Annotated in this window: 13 protein-coding genes; 5 read left to right on the plus strand and 8 right to left on the minus strand. The window is 76.2% G+C overall.

Annotated features, from left to right (window positions below):
- Positions 1–229: 229 nt before the first annotated feature.
- From lanKC to AB0873_RS09100, 4 genes are all read left to right on the plus strand, one after another.
- Entirely contained in the window at positions 230–2,800 is a 2,571-nt protein-coding gene (lanKC, locus tag AB0873_RS09085) for a class III lanthionine synthetase LanKC (RefSeq protein ID WP_366599102.1), read from the plus strand.
- Between the two features lie 39 nt (positions 2,801–2,839).
- Positions 2,840–2,959, plus strand: a complete 120-nt coding sequence (locus AB0873_RS09090) for a SapB/AmfS family lanthipeptide (RefSeq protein WP_013734295.1) — start codon at positions 2,840–2,842, stop codon at positions 2,957–2,959.
- A 73-nt stretch (positions 2,960–3,032) separates the two neighbouring features.
- The gene (locus AB0873_RS09095; protein ID WP_366599103.1) at positions 3,033–4,766 is read left to right on the plus strand and encodes an ABC transporter ATP-binding protein; all 1,734 of its coding nucleotides are present in this window, start codon (positions 3,033–3,035) and stop codon (positions 4,764–4,766) included.
- Complete coding sequence (locus AB0873_RS09100; RefSeq protein WP_366599104.1) at positions 4,763–6,550, plus strand: ATP-binding cassette domain-containing protein; 1,788 nt, start codon at positions 4,763–4,765, stop codon at positions 6,548–6,550. Before AB0873_RS09095 ends, AB0873_RS09100 begins: the two co-directional genes overlap by 4 nt.
- 15 nt (positions 6,551–6,565) lie before the next feature.
- On the opposite strand, the gene AB0873_RS09105 is transcribed toward AB0873_RS09100, so the two are convergent.
- From AB0873_RS09105 to AB0873_RS09140, 8 genes are all read right to left on the minus strand, one after another.
- Positions 6,566–7,144, minus strand: a complete 579-nt coding sequence (locus tag AB0873_RS09105) for a response regulator transcription factor (RefSeq protein ID WP_366599105.1) — start codon at positions 7,142–7,144, stop codon at positions 6,566–6,568.
- A 152-nt stretch (positions 7,145–7,296) separates the two neighbouring features.
- Complete coding sequence (locus AB0873_RS09110) at positions 7,297–7,902, minus strand: response regulator transcription factor (RefSeq protein ID WP_366599106.1); 606 nt, start codon at positions 7,900–7,902, stop codon at positions 7,297–7,299.
- A 196-nt stretch (positions 7,903–8,098) separates the two neighbouring features.
- On the minus strand, positions 8,099–9,247 hold the full coding sequence (locus AB0873_RS09115; protein WP_366599107.1) for a hypothetical protein: 1,149 nt from the start codon (positions 9,245–9,247) through the stop codon (positions 8,099–8,101).
- A gap of 227 nt (positions 9,248–9,474) precedes the next feature.
- Entirely contained in the window at positions 9,475–10,425 is a 951-nt protein-coding gene (tatC, locus tag AB0873_RS09120) for a twin-arginine translocase subunit TatC (RefSeq protein WP_366599108.1), read from the minus strand.
- Positions 10,426–10,443: 18 nt separating this feature from the next.
- A complete protein-coding gene (gene tatA, locus AB0873_RS09125; RefSeq protein ID WP_155332270.1) occupies positions 10,444–10,770 on the minus strand; it encodes a Sec-independent protein translocase subunit TatA in 327 nt (108 codons plus the stop codon).
- A 207-nt stretch (positions 10,771–10,977) separates the two neighbouring features.
- On the minus strand, positions 10,978–11,226 hold the full coding sequence (locus tag AB0873_RS09130) for a hypothetical protein (RefSeq protein WP_155332271.1): 249 nt from the start codon (positions 11,224–11,226) through the stop codon (positions 10,978–10,980).
- A 10-nt stretch (positions 11,227–11,236) separates the two neighbouring features.
- Positions 11,237–12,289: a YafY family protein gene (locus AB0873_RS09135; protein ID WP_366599109.1), complete on the minus strand. Its 1,053-nt coding sequence runs from the start codon at positions 12,287–12,289 to the stop codon at positions 11,237–11,239.
- Positions 12,286–13,284, minus strand: a complete 999-nt coding sequence (locus tag AB0873_RS09140) for a WYL domain-containing protein (RefSeq protein WP_366599110.1) — start codon at positions 13,282–13,284, stop codon at positions 12,286–12,288. Before AB0873_RS09140 ends, AB0873_RS09135 begins: the two co-directional genes overlap by 4 nt.
- A 199-nt stretch (positions 13,285–13,483) precedes the next feature.
- Between AB0873_RS09140 and AB0873_RS09145 the strand changes: the two genes are divergently transcribed.
- The gene (locus AB0873_RS09145; protein WP_366599111.1) at positions 13,484–14,569 is read left to right on the plus strand and encodes a DUF3866 family protein; all 1,086 of its coding nucleotides are present in this window, start codon (positions 13,484–13,486) and stop codon (positions 14,567–14,569) included.
- Positions 14,570–14,601: the final 32 nt, after the last annotated feature.

Raw genomic sequence — 14,601 nt, forward strand, 5'->3', positions numbered from 1 at the left:
GGGCATCGCCGTACGGGGGTCGCCTGCCGGGCCGGCGCCGCTTCCGGGATCGGTGACTGGCGCGTACGTGCCGCTGTCCCACGCGCATCTGACTTTTGTCACGACCGACCGTGCGGCACGCATCCATCGTCATGACCGATCGCACTGGATCCGCCATTCCCCGAACGGACAGACTCATATCCGCCAGCAGAACCGAGGGATCGGCCGAACAGCGGAGGGAGTGGTCACGGTGGACGATCGTTACGACAGCTACTGCGCCGCCGACCGGCTGTTCTACGACACGCTCGGCAGCGCCGTCGAGCAGCCCACCTTCACCGCGGCCCGACGGCCCGTGCCCGACGGCTGGCGTTCGGAGTCGCTGGACGACTGGCTGATCTACGCCCCGGACGGCGGCACGCTGCCACAGCAGGGCTGGAAGATCCACGTGACGGCGACCCTGACCAACGCCGAGCGGGTGCTCGACACCGTGTGGGACTACTGCGTCCCGCGCGGTCTGTCCTTCAAGTTCCTGCGCGGCCCACGCACCCTGCTGCTGCGCAACTCCAAGTACGCCTCCCGCGCGGCCAGCGGCAAGTTCGTCACCGTCTACCCCCGCGACGACGCGGAGCTGGAACTCGTCTGCAAGGAACTCGACGATCTGCTCGCCGGCGAAACCGGCCCGTACATCCTCAGCGACCTGCGCCACGGCACCGGCCCGGTGTACGTGCGCTACGGCGGCTTCGCCGCCCGATACTGCCACTCCCCCGACGGTCAGGTGGTCCCCGCGATCGAGGACGACACCGGCACGCTCGTCCCCGACCGCCGGGACCCCGTCTTCCACGTGCCGTCCTGGGTGACGCTGCCCGAGTTCCTCGGCCCGCACCTGGCCGCGCGCAACGCCACCAGCACCGACGAGGTGCCGTACCGGATCGAGAAGGTCATCCACTTCTCCAACGGTGGCGGGCTCTACGTCGGCCGTGACCTGCGTACCGACACGCAGGTGGTGCTCAAGGAGGCCCGCCCGCACGCCGGCCTGGACGCCGACGGCACCGACGCGGTCGCCCGACTGGCCCGGGAGGCCGACGCGCTGCGCCGGCTCGCCGACCTGCCACAGGTGCCCCGGGTGCACGACGAGTTCACCCTCGGGGAGCACCGGTTCCTCGCCCTGGAGTTCATCGAGGGCCGCCCGCTGAACAAGGTCCTGGTCGACCGGTTCCCGCTGATCGACGCCGACGCCACGGACGCCGACCGCGCCGACTACACCCGGTGGGCGCTGGACGTCCACCGGCAGGTCGAGGAGGTGCTCCGGGCCATCCACGAGCGCGGCCTCGTCTACGGCGACCTGCACCTGTTCAACGTCATGGTCCGCCCGGACGACCGGATCGCGCTGGTCGACTTCGAGGTCGCCGCCCCGATCGACGGGCACCGCCGGCCGGGCCTGCGCAACCAGGGCTTCGCCGCACCCCGGGACCGGACCGGACCGGCCGTCGACCGGTACGCCCTGGCCTGCCTGCACCTGGCGTTGTTCCTGCCGCTGACCCAACTCGTCCGCCTGGCGCCCGGCAAGGCAGCGCACCTCGCCGACGTCATCGCCGCGCACTTCCCGGTGCCGAAGGACCGCCTCGACGCCGCGGTCGCGGAGATCCTCGGCGGGCCCACCGCCGCCACCGACGACGCACCGGACCTCACCGTCGGCGTCGAGGCGCCCCACCGGCACCGGCTCGCCCGGGCGGTCCTCGCCAGCGCGACACCGGACCGCGACGACCGACTCTTCCCCGGCGACATCGAGCAGTTCCGCAGCGGCGGCCTCAACCTGGCGCATGGCGCGGCCGGGGTCCTCTACGCGCTGCACGTCAGCGGCGCCGGACGCCGGCCGGACCACGAGCGATGGCTGGTCCGCCGGGCCACGGCTCCCGCGCCCGGTACCCGGTGCGGCTTCTACGACGGGCTGCACGGCGTCGCGTACGCCCTGGAACTGCTCGGCCGCCGGCAGGACGCGCTCGACGTGCTCGACATCTGCCTCCGCGAGCCGCTGACCGGCCTCGACCACAGCCTCGCGAGCGGCCTGTCCGGGATCGCGCTCAACCTCGCCGAACTGGCCGGCCGCACCGGCGAGCCGGCGCTGCGCGACGCGGCCTGGCAGGCCGCCGAGCGGGTCGTCGACCGGCTCGCCGACGATCCCGGGCCGGCCGTCAGCGGCGGGCGGCACCCGTACGCCGGGCTGCTGCGCGGCCGGACCGGGCCGGCGCTGCTGATGGTGCGGCTCCACGAGCTGACCGGCGACCCGGCCCTGCTGGACCACGCCGCGACCGCCCTCCGTCAGGACCTGCGCCGCTGCGTGGTCCGGCCGGACGGCGCGCTGGAGGTCAACGAGGGCTGGCGAACCATGCCCTACCTCGGGCAGGGCAGCGTCGGCATCGGGCTCGTGCTCGACCAGTTCCTGCGGCACCGCGCCGACGAGCGGTTCGCCGAGGCCAGCGCCGGCGTGCGCCGCGCCGCCCGGTCCCCGTTCTACGCGCAGTCGGGCCTCTTCGCCGGCCGAGCCGGCATCGTCGCCTACCTCGCGGCGTACCCCGACGATCCCCAGCGGCGGCGCGAGACGGACGCCCAGGTGGAACGGCTCGCGTGGCACGCCCTGCCGTTCCGGGACGGCACCGCGTTCCCCGGCGAGCAGTTGCTGCGCCTGTCCATGGACCTCGGCACCGGCACGGCCGGCGTGCTGCTGGCGCTGGCCACCGCGCGGCGCGACGCACCGGCGGCCCTGCCGTTCCTCACGCCCCTGACGGGCGTGCCCCAGACCCCCTCGTCACCACGAGGGTGACCGACCCGACCGACCAGCACGGGAAGGAGGTGACACGACATGGCGCTCCTCGACCTCCAGGGCCTGGAGATGGCCCCCGCCGACCGCACCGGTGGCGGTAGCCGGGCGAGCCTGCTGCTCTGCGGCGACAGCTCGCTGTCCGTCACGACCTGCAACTGACCAGGTCGACACGCGAGGCCCTGGACGGGTAGACGTACCCGTCCAGGGCCGCACGTACGAAAGGGAGGGTCCGATGGGGACGACGCCGACCGGCGCCGACCGGCTGCTGCGCCGCGTCGTCCGCGACGGCGGCGGGTGGACCGTCGCGCTCGGGGCGGTCGCGCTCACCGGCGCCGCCGCCGAACTGGCGCTCCCCGCCGCGCTGGGGCTCGCCGTCGACGCCGCCGTCGGCGGAGACCGCTCCGCCTGGTGGCCGGCCGCGGCCTGCGGCCTGGTCGCCGTCCTGATGGTCACCGACACCGTCGGGGACCTCGGCACCGGGTACGGCACGGCCCGGGCCACCGCGCTGCTGCGCCGGCGCCTGCTGCGCCACCTGTTCGCCGCCGACGTACGCACCGTCCGCCGGTACCCGGTGGGCGACCTGGTCGGCCGGCTCGTCTCCCAGGCCGCGGACGCCGGGCAGGCCGGCCCCGCGGTGGTGCTGGGCGTGGTCGCGCTCCTGCCCCCGCTCGGCAGCGTGGTGGCGCTCACCCTCATCGAACCGCTGCTCGGTGTCACCCTGCTCGCCGGGCTGGCCCTGCTCACGGTCCTCATGCGCGCCTTCGTCACCGACGCCTCCGCCGCCGTCGCCGGCTACCAGCGGGTGCTGGGGGCGATCGCCGGCCGGCTGTTGGAGGCGCTCACCGGCGCCCGCACCATCGCCGCAGCCGCCACCGTCGACCGGGAACGCGCCCGCGTGCTGGCCGCCCTACCCGAACTGAACGGGTACGGCCTGCTCGGCTGGCGGCTGCTGGCCAGGGCGAGCGCCCGCACCGCCGCCGTCGGGCCGCTGCTGCAGGTGGCCGTCGTGGCCACCGGCGGGTACGCGCTCACCGCCGGGTGGCTCACCCCCGGCCAACTGGTCGCCGCGGTGCAGTACGCGGCCCTCGGTGCCGGGCTGGGTGCGGTGCTGGCCACCCTGCACCGGCTGGTCCGCAGCCGCGCGGCGGCCGGCCGGATCGCCGAGCCGCTGGCCCACCCGGTACGCCTCGACGGCCCCGACCCGCTGCCACCCGGCCGCGGGGAACTGCGCCTGCGGGACGTCCGCGTGCGTACCGAGGACGGACGCCCCGTCCTGGACGGCGTGGACCTGACCGTCCCGGCCGGCGCCATGGTGGCCGTCGTCGGGCCGTCCGGCGCCGGCAAGTCGACCCTCGCGGCGGTGGCCGGCAGGCTGTACGACCCGGACGCCGGTGAGGTGCTGCTCGACGGGGTGCCGCTGCGCCGGCTGCGCCGGGCCGCGCTGCGCCGGGCCGTCGGGCACGCCTTCGACCGTCCGGCCCTGGTCGGCGAGACGGTGCACGACGCGATCGGGCTCGCCCTGCCCGGCGCGTCGGCGCGACCGCCCGACGGCGGCGCCCCGGCCACGGCGGCGGTCCTCGCCGCGGCACGTGCGGCGCAGGTCGCCGACGTGGTCGCCCGGCTGCCCGACGGGTACCGCACCCGGCTGGTGGACGCGCCGCTGTCCGGCGGCGAGGCGCAACGGCTCGGGCTGGCCCGCGCGTACCCCGCCGAACGGCTGCTCGTCCTCGACGACGCGACGTCCAGCCTGGACACCGCCACGGAACACCGGATCGCCCGGGCGGTGGCGGACGGCGGCGGCGGCCGTACCCGACTCGTGGTGACCCACCGGGCGCGGACGGCGGCGGCCGCCGACCTGGTCGCCTGGCTCGACGGGGGCCGGCTCCGTGCGCTGGCACCGCACCGGCGGCTGTGGGCCGACCCCGACTACCGGGCGGTGTTCGCACCCGGCGGGGACGCCCCGTGAGCCGCTCCGGCGTGCGGGGGACGACCTGGGCGGCGCTGCGCGCCCGACGCCGGGCGCTGGGCCGGCTCGCCGCCTGGTCGGTGGTCGAGTCGTTGCCGGCGCTGCTCGGCGGGCTGCTCGTGGCCCGCGCCGTCGACCGCGGCTTCCTGGCCGGCCAGTTCGCGACCGGCCTGACCTGGCTGGGCGGGCTCGCGGTGGCGGTGCTGGTCGGCGCGGCCGCCACCGGACGGGTGTACCGCAGCCTCGGCGCGGTCGTGGAGCCGTTCCGCGACGAGTTGGCCGCCCGGGTGGTGGACGCCGCCCTGCACGACGCCACGCGGGCCGGCGGCCGGCCGGACAGCGCCGCCGTGGCCCGGCTCACCCACCAGGTGGAGGTCGTCCGGGACACCTTCGGCGGGCTGGTGCTGGTGGTCCGCGGGTTCCTGTTCACCGCCGGCGCCGCCCTGCTCGGCCTGCTCGCCCTGGCGCCGCCGCTGGCCGCGGCGGTGGCCGTGCCGCTGGTGGCCGGGCTGGCCGTGTTCGGGGCGGCGCTGCCGGCGATGGTGGCACACCAGCGGGCCCAGGTGACCGCCGGCGAGGAACTCGGCCGGTCGGCGGCGTCCGCGCTCGCCGGTCACCGCGACGTCGTCGCCTGCGGCGCGCAGGACCGGGTCGTGGCGGGGGTGGACCGGCGGGTGACCGCGCTGGCCGGGGCGGAACGGACGCTGGCCCGGATGGCGGCGCTGCGCAGCCTCAGCCTCGGGTTGGGCGGCTGGCTGCCGGTGGCGGTGCTGGTGCTGGCCGCTCCCTGGCTGGTGCGGCAGGGGCTGAGCACCGGCGCCGTACTGGGTGCGCTGGTCTATGTCACCACCGGCCTGCAACCCGCGCTGCACGCGGTGGTGCAGGGCGTCGGCGGCGGAGGCCTGCGCTACGCGGTCACCCTGGACCGCATCCTGCGCACCTGCCCGCTGCCGCGGTCGGCGCCCGCGCCGCCGGCCGCCGGCGGGACCCCGGCCGGGCCCGACCCGGCGCCGTGCTCCGTCGTCGACGCCGCCGCGCCGCCGGCGATCCGGCTACGCGGCCTGACCTTCCGGTACGGCCCGCACGCCCGACCCGTCCTGGCGGACTTCAGCCTCACGGTGGCCGCGGGCGAGCACCTGGCGGTGGTGGGCCCGAGCGGCGCCGGCAAGTCCACCCTGGCCGCCCTGGTCGCCGGCCTGGTGCCGCCGGAGTCCGGCGCGGTGCACCTGGCCGGCGTGCCGGTCGCCGGCACGCCGCCCGGCGCGCTGGCCGGGCTGCGGGTGCTGGTGCCGCAGGAGGCGTACGTCCGCAGCGGTTCCCTGGCCGGGAACCTCCGTTACCTCCACCCGGAGGCGGACCAGGCGACCGTGGCGGCCGCGGTGGACGCCCTCGGGGCCCGTCCCCTGGTCACCCGCCTCGGCGGCCTCGCCGCGCACATCGACCCGGGCGCCCTGTCCGCCGGGGAACGGCAGCTCGTCGCCGCGGTCCGGGCCTACCTCGCCCCGGCGCCGCTGGTGATCCTCGACGAGGCGACGTGCCACCTGGACCCGACGCTGGAGGCGACCGTCGAACACGCCTTCGCCCGTCGGCCCGGCACCCTGGTGGTCGTCGCGCACCGGATCAGCTCGGCGACCCGGGCCCGCCGGGTGCTGGTGTTCGACGGCGACCGGCCGCTCGTGGGCTCCCACGGCGACCTGCTGCGGCGCTCGCCCACCTACCGGGAACTGGTCGGTCACTGGGAGGACGTGGCGCCCGCAGCCGACGTCGCGCTGGGCCGGGTCTGACCCGCCCCAGCGCCGTCAGATCCAGCCGGCCTCGCGGGCCACCCGCACCGCCTCCACCCTGGTCCGCGCGCCCGCCTTGCGGGTGATCCGCCGGAGGTGGTTGCGTACGGTCCCGGGGGCGAGGCCGAGTGCCCGGGCGACCTCCACGACCGGCGCCCCGGCCGCGGTGAGGTCCAGGATCTCGGTCTCCCGGGTGGTCAGCGGGCTGTCCGCGGTGAGCGCGGCCAGCACCAGGTCGGCGTCGACGACGGACTCCCGCCGGGCCAGCCGCCGGATCCCGTCCACGACCCGCTGCGGGGCGACGTCGCTGCCGAGGATGCCGACGGTCCGCCCCGGCACGAGGACCCGGTGCAGGCTGGCCGCGCGGCGGCGGTCGGCGAGCACCAGCAGGGGGCACTGCCCCACCGTGGCGGCCCCGGTGGCGAGGTCGAGGTCGACGACCGCCACATCGGGGCGCTGCGCGTGGACCGCCGGTGAGATGTCGTCGCCCCGGTCCAGCTCCGCCACCACGCTGATGTCCTCCTCGGCGGCGATCACGAGTGACAGCGCACCCCGGACCAGGGCACCGTCGAGCGCGAGCAGCGTTCGGATCACCGGGCCTCCCGAGCGCGGTCTGGTCGATCACGGGCCGTCAGCATTCAAACACGTACCGCCGGGTGCCGCTCGGTGACGCGGGCCCGCACCGTCCCGTCCGGACGGTGCGGGCCGCGGTCCGGGCAGTCCCGCCCGGACCGCTGACCGGACCGCTACATCCAGCCGTCGCGCCGGGCCCGCCACACCGCCTCCATGCGGTTCCGGGCGCCGGTCTTCCGCATGATCGCCGACAGGTGGTTGCGCACCGTGCCGTGCGCCAGATAGAGCCGGCGAGCCATCTCCTTCACCGGCAGCCCCTCCGCGGCTGCCCGCAGCACCTCCACCTCCCGACGGGTCAGCGGGCTGGACGGTGGATGCAGCGCCGTCACCGCAGCCGCCGCGTCGATGACCTTCCCCCCGGCCGCCAACTCGCGGACGGCACCGACCAGCGCCGGCAGCGGGGTGTCCTTGCCCACCAGGCCCCGCGCGCCGGCCGCCAGCAGGTCCCCGACCGAGGCCGGGCTCCACCGGCTGTCCATGGCCAGCACCGCCGTGTCGGGTGCCACCCCGGTGATCTCGGCGACGACCTCGACCGGCGCCGGTACGTCCGGCGCCAGGTCCACGAGCACCACGTCGGGCCGGTGCCGGCGTACCACGCCGGGCAGGTCCGCCACGTCGGTCACCTCGGCGGTGACCTCGATGTCCTCCTCACTGGACAGGGCGGCGCACAGCGCGGTGCGCAGCAGGCCCATCGCCTCCGAAACGACAACGCGGATCAACGCAAGCTCCGATCTCGGGGTTGCGCGGCAACGGGCTGGTCCCGTTGACGGGACCGCTCGGGCAGCCGCGCGGACGAACCGGGTCCCGTCCCGCGACCCGCCGACGGTCACGACGGTCACGGGACCTGAGCGGCCACGCACCGGGCGGAGCGGCCGGAGGGCCGCAACGACCGCACGGGCGGGGGTCCGCCGGGACTCAGCCGGGCCGCGCGTCCGTTCCCGCGAGCCGGTCACCGGGCGCCACCGACGGGCGTACGGGCGCGCGACCGGCTCGCGTCGGGCGCTCCGCGGCGACAGCCGGCGGGGACGCCGGCCCGCCGCCGCCGTCCGTGGTGGTGGCGCAGTCGTCGTCCGGAGCGGTCGGCGCGCCGGGCGGCGGGGCCGCCGGGCGGGGCACCGTCCCGGCGGACGTCTCGCCGGACGGCTCGGGGCACCACGTCCCCCCGTCCGAGGCCGGTGCGGGGGCGAGCGGGGACCCTGCGACCCGCGGCGGACGGTGCGCGGCACCCTCCGGTCCGGTCGTCCCCGCGGCGGGCCGCGCCGGGCCCGGGAGGGCGGGCGGCACCGTACCCGACGCGGCGGCAGGAGTCGGCGCGTCCGGGACGGTGGCGCGAGGCGACGAGGGTTCTCCCGGGTGGACGGGACTCGTGGCGAGAACCGGAACGGCGACGCCGACCGCCCCGGTGACCCGGGTCAGCACGCCGGCCGTCGTGGACCGGGCCGTGCGCGCCAGCGGTCCGACGACGGTCGTTCCTCCGGTGACCGCGGGTTTCCGGACGGCTCGCGCCTTCGTGGTCACCGGCCGTACCACGGCCGACGCCGCCACGGGCACCGCGCCGGCCCCGGACCGGTCCCGCTTCCGCTCGTCCCCCCGGCGCTGGCCGCGCGCGTCGTCCCGGTCCCTGGGCATGCCCCGTGTCACCCGGGCCGCCCGGGCGGCGAGAAGGTCGGTGGCCGTCGCGGGGTCGGCCCCGGCGACGCCCGCGCGCCCGGGCGACCGGCCCCGCCGGCCGGACGAGGTCAGGACGCGGCCCCGGTCCGCTTCGCCGGCCTCCATCGGCGGTCTGCCGGTTCCGCGCGGTGCGGGAGGTGGACCGGGCGGGTCGACCGCGTCCACGGCTCGTTCAAGCAGGGTGACGACGGCCGGCGTGGGGATGGTGTTCGGGGTGGCGCCGGTCCGGTCCCCGGCGGTGGCCGGGTCGGCGCCGAGCAGCGCGCTCAGGAAGAAGGCCCCGGCGACGGCACCCAGCAGCGCGGCAATCCGGGTGGCGGGCAGCCCGCGCCGCCGCGGTGCGGGTGCGGCCCGCGCGGTGACGGACGGAGGGCGGAACGTCCAACGACGCACGTGGGTGACCTCCCTCGTCGGGCACGTCGACACATCGTAGTGACCTGATAACCCGGTGGCGGCTTGCGAATGCCTCGTGACGGATTGCCGACTGATGGCTGACGGCGGAGCACTCCTGCGCTATAGGCCCCACCGCGCACACGTCGAGAGCACCACGGCCCCTCCCCGACGAAAACGACACGAGCCCCCGACGGGGGCTCGTGTCGTCACCGGTGCCGCCGGCGCGGTCAGGTCATGTCGTCGTAGCGGCGGTCGACCGGTGCCGGCTTCGTGATCGGCTCCGGCGCGGCGATCGGGGCGCTCGCCTCGACCCGCTGCCCCGCCTCGACCGGCGCGGCGTCGAACTCCAGCGGCGACACCTCGTCGTCGCCGATGCCGGCGTAGACCTCCTTGCCGCGTCCCTTGCGCCGGTCGTTGAGGAACGCGACGCCGACCGCGGCGAAGTACAGCGCGCACAGGCAGATGGCCAGCGCCGTCATGCCGAACGGGTCCGGGGTGGGAGTCACCACCGCCGCGAAGGCGAAGAAGACGAACACCGCCACCCGCCACCAGCTCAGCAGCCGCTTTGCGCTGGCGATGCCCACGAAGTTGAGCATCAGGACGATGAGCGGGAACTCGAACGCCACCCCGAACAGCAGGATCAGGTTCGTGACGAAGGAGATGTAGCGGGTGATGTCGAGGGTGGTGTTGATGTCGTCGCCCGAAACCTGCAGCAGGAACTCCAGGCCCTTCGCGGTCACGAAGTACGCCAGCACCGCCCCGGCGGCGAACAGCGGCGCCGCCAGCCCGGTGAAGACGTACGCGTAGCGCCGCTCGTGCCGGTGCAGACCGGGCGCGATGAACGCCCACAGCTGGTAGAGCCAGACCGGTGCGGCCACGATCAACCCGACCCACAGCGCGATCTTCAGGTCGAGCAGGAACAGGTCGGCCGGACCGAGCTGAACGAAGTTGCACCGTCCGTCGGCAAGTCGGCTGCCGGGCAGGCTGCAGTACGGCTCTGCCAGCAGCTTGCGGGCCGGCTTGGCCAGCCAGACGCCGAAGCCGAAGCCGACCAGGATCGCCAGCGACGCCCTGAACAGCCGGTTGCGCAGCTCACGGATGTGCTCGATCAGCGTCATCGAGCCGTCCGCGGCCCGCTCGAACTTGCTCGGGCCGCGTTTGCGCAGGGCGAAGGCCACGGTGGTCGGGGCCTTCGGTCAGTGGTCGCGGACGCGCTGCACCGGGTCGACGACCGGCTGCTGCGGCGGGGCCTGGTGGGGCGCCTGCTGACCGTACTGGGCCTGCTGACCGTACTGGGCCTGCGGCGCCTGGTGCGCCTGCGGCGGCAGCGGCTGGTAGCCGGCCTGCGCGTCGGCCTTCTCGGCCAGGTCGCGGTCGTCGTCCTGCAGGCTCTTGGTCTCGGCCTTGATGATCCGCAGCGAACGGCCCAGCGAACGGGCCGCGTCGGGGAGCCGCTTCGCGCCGAAGAGCAGGATCAGCACGACCACGAGTACGGCGATGTGCCACGGCTTGAGGGCACCCATGGGAAGCTCCAGTCGCTCTGTGTCGGGCAGGGGTGGTACCGCAGCCCATCGTACGTGCGTCGTGGGACGTTGCCACCCGCCGGGCGGTGAGGGATCGTCCCGGCCCGGTGAAGTCTTGACCAACCCACGATGTCCCGTCAACCGCCGGAACGTGCCAATCCGTGCGCGGAACAGGGCGCAATCGTGCAGGATAGCGACAAAGATCGATCAGCCGCCGCGCTTCGCCTTGATCACGGCGAGCCGGCGCTGCGTGGTGTCCAGCCGCTCCTGCAGCGCCTCAGCCCGGGCCTGGAGAGCCTCGGCGGCCTCCTGGAGGGCCTCCGCCTCACCGGCGCGTCGCTGCAGGGCGAGAGCGGCGCGGCGCAGCCGGGGCAGCCGGGCCACGACCGGGCGGACGGCCAGGCCGAACAGCACGAGCGGGACCAGCACCAGCGCGACCACGATCCACGTCACCACGGCGGCCAGCCTACTGGGTGGGGGCCGCCACCGCCGGGTCGGCCACCGCCGGGTCGGCCACCGCCGGGTCGGCAGGGTCCCGCGGGGGCGGTGGCGTCGCGTACGCGTCGAGGGCCGCGACCGCCGCCGCGTGCACCTGGGTGGCCAGCTCGGCCGGGGCGACCACGGTGACGTCCGGGCCGAGGCCCAGCACGAACCGGCGCGCCCAGGCCAGGTCGGTGACCCGCAGCGACACCAGCCACTGGTCCCCGTCGCCCTCCTCGACCCGCTCGCACGGGTAGTACTCGGTGATCCACCGCTCGCCGCGGCCGATCCGCAGGGTGACCAGCGGCAGGTCCGGCGAGGGCCGGAACACGCCCTCGGTGAGGTCGTGCGGGCGCGCCTGCGGTGGCACCCGGGCCGGCTCGTCCAGCAGCGTCACCGCGTCGATGCGGTCGGCCCGGAACAGGCGCATCCCCTCGGCCCGGCGGCACCACGCCTCCACGTACCCCCGGCCACCGACCATCAGCATCCGCAACGGGTCGACCACCCGGTCGGTCGTCTCGTCCCGCGCGGCGGTGTAGTAGGTGATCCGCAGCGCCCGGCCGCTCTCCACCGCCACCCGCAGCTCCGCCACCTTGCGGGTGTCGGCCGGCAGCCGTACGGCCACCGGAGCGCCCACCAGGTCACCCGCCGCGTTCTCGATCTTGGCCAGGGCGCGCTCCACGGCCTCCCGGTTGGCCACGCCCGGCGTCTCGGCGAGCATCCGCAGCGCCACGACCAGGGCGAGGGCCTCGTCCGGGGTGAGCCGCAGCGGCCGGTCGATCCCCGCGTCGTAGGTGATCGTCACCCGGTCGCCGTCGAACGCCATGTCGATCAGGTCACCCGGGCCGTACCCGGGCAGCCCGCACACCCAGAGCAGCTCCAGGTCCTCCCGCAGCTGCCGCTCGGTGACGCCCAGGTCGGCGGCCGCCTCGGCGATCGCGATCCCCGGGCGGGCCAGCAGATACGGAACGAGGTTGAGCAGCCGGGCCAGCCGGTCGGCGGACGTGCGGGAGCCGCCGCGGGCGGCGGGCCGGGTCACCGCGCACCCCCGGCGACGGCGAGGTCGTCGTGGCGGGCGGCGATCTCCTTCAGCCGCTGGATGACCGCCTCCCGCACCTCCGGCGGGTCGAGCACCCGCACGTCCGGCCCGTACCCGACTAGCTGGTTGGCGAGGAAGTCCGGGTCGGCGTACGGCAGGACCAGCCGGTCACCGTCCGGCCCGGAACTCGTGTCGACCGCCCAGCGGCGCAGCCCGGCGGCCCGGCCGGGGGCGGCGAGGACCGTGGCGCGGCCGGTGCGCTCGACCGGGCCGGACCAGCGGGCGACGTGACTGATCAGGTCGACCCGGGCCGGCGGCTCGAACGCCCCCGGACGGCCGGTCACCCGCACCGCTCCCACCACCCGGGAGAGACGGAAGCAGCGGGTCGCCGCCCGGTCCAGGTCGTGCCCGACCACGTACCACCGGCCCCGCCAGCAGACCACACCCCACGGCTGCAGCCGGCGGCGGGACGGCTCGTCGCGGTCCGGGACGCGGTAGTCGAAGCTCACCTCGCGGCGGTCCCGCGCGGCGGCGGTGAGCGGCGCGAAGGCCGGGTCGACCGTCACCATCGGCTCCAGCCCGAGGGTGGCCTGCGGGTCCACGTCGACGCCGGCGGCGCGCAGCTTCGCCAGCCCCGAGGAGGCCGCGGCGGCCAGGCCCGCGTGCTGCCAGAGCCGCGCGGCGATGCCCACCGCCGCGGCCTCGTCCGGTTCGAGGGGGATGTCGGGCAGCGCGTACTCCCGCCGGGCGATCCGGTAGCCGGGCTCGACGTCGAACGCGCTGGCCGTCCCGGTCTCCAGCGGGACGCCCAGCTCACGCAGCTCGGCCTTGTCCCGTTCGAACTTGCGCTGGAACGCCTCGTGGTCACGCGCGTCGTGCGGATCGTGCTCGTAGCCGGGCACGGTCGCGGCGATCTGCGCGGCGGTCAGGAACCGTCGCGTGGACAGCAGACAGATCACCAGGTTGACCAGGCGTTCGGTGCGGGTCCGCGACACGCGGTAGACGCTAGCAGCCGGCACGCCGAACACGTGTACCCCACGCGTCGCGCGTCACGGTCGTCACCCGACGTGTGACCGCAGCCGGGTCACCGCGTGGCGGCACCGGAGCGCGGGACCGAGATCCGCGACGCCTTCACCGACCCGACCGCCACCCCGGGCACGGGTCACCCCGGCCGTGACCGCTAGCGTCCACCGCATGGTGCGATGGCGGGCGGGAACCGTGACGGCGCTGCGGCGCGAGTGGACCGGCGCGGTCGAGCTGGACGTCGCGCTCGGCGACGGCACGGCGATGCGGGCCCTCGCGTACCCCGACCTGGTCGGCCGGCCGCAGGTCGGCGACCGCGTGCTGCTCAACGCCGGGGCGCTGCTGATGGGCCTCGGCACCGGCGGGTACGCCCTCGTCGTGGCCCTGCCCGACCGGCTGCCGCCGGACCCGCCCGCACCGGCCGACAACCGCGACGCCGGCCACCTGGTCAAGGCCCGCTACACGCCGTTGCAGCCGATCCTGCTCGGCGTGGACGAGGAGGCGTCGCCGCACCGGGCGGTCCTGGCCGACGCCGACGACCTGGCCGGGCTGCCGGTGGTCACCGCCGACCTGCACTCCGCCCTACCGGCGGTCCTCGCCGGGATCCACGCCGACGCCCCCGACGCCCGGGTGGCGTACCTGCTCACCGATGGTGGCGCGCTGCCGGCCTGGTTCTCCCGCACCCTCGCCGGGCTGCGCGGCCGCCTGGCCGGCACGGTCAGCGTCGGGCAGGCGTTCGGCGGGGACCTGGAGGCCAGCACGCTGCACACCGGGCTGCTCGCCGCCCGGCACGTGCTGCGCGCGGACGTGGCGGTCGTCGCCCAGGGTCCGGGCAACCTCGGTACCGGCACCCGCTGGGGATTCTCCGGCGTCGCCGTCGGCGAGGCGGTGAACGCGGTCGCCGCGCTGGGCGGGCGGCCGGTGGGGTCGCTGCGCATCTCCGACGCCGACCCCCGACCCCGGCACCTCGGCGTGTCCCACCACAGCCTCACCGCGTACGGCCGGGTGGCCCTGGCCCGCGCGGAGCTGATCGTGCCCGACGGCCTCGACCCGGCGCTGGCCGGCGCGGTCGACGCGGCGCTGGCGCCCCTCACGGCCCTTCACGACGTGGTCCGGGTGCCGGTCGACGGGCTCGACGCCGCCCTGCGGGCGAGCCCGGTGCCGCTGTCCACGATGGGCCGGGGCCTGGACGCCGACCGCGCCTACTTCCTCGCCGCGGCCGCGGCCGGCCGCCACGCCGCCGGTCTGCTGGACTGAGCGCCCGGCGCCTGTCGGGTGAAGTGTCGTTG

The sequence above is a fragment of the Micromonospora sp. NPDC047707 genome, from assembly GCF_040704235.1.
GTDB lineage: Bacteria > Actinomycetota > Actinomycetes > Mycobacteriales > Micromonosporaceae > Micromonospora.

Coding starts and splice junctions, on each gene's coding strand:
- AB0873_RS09145 (WP_366599111.1), top strand. CDS start 13,484: ATGGTGCGATGGCGGGCGGGAACCGTGACGGCGCTGCGGCGCGAGTGG.
- AB0873_RS09090 (WP_013734295.1), top strand. CDS start 2,840: ATGGCGCTCCTCGACCTCCAGGGCCTGGAGATGGCCCCCGCCGACCGC.
- AB0873_RS09095 (WP_366599103.1), top strand. CDS start 3,033: ATGGGGACGACGCCGACCGGCGCCGACCGGCTGCTGCGCCGCGTCGTC.
- tatA (WP_155332270.1), bottom strand. CDS start 10,770: ATGGGTGCCCTCAAGCCGTGGCACATCGCCGTACTCGTGGTCGTGCTG.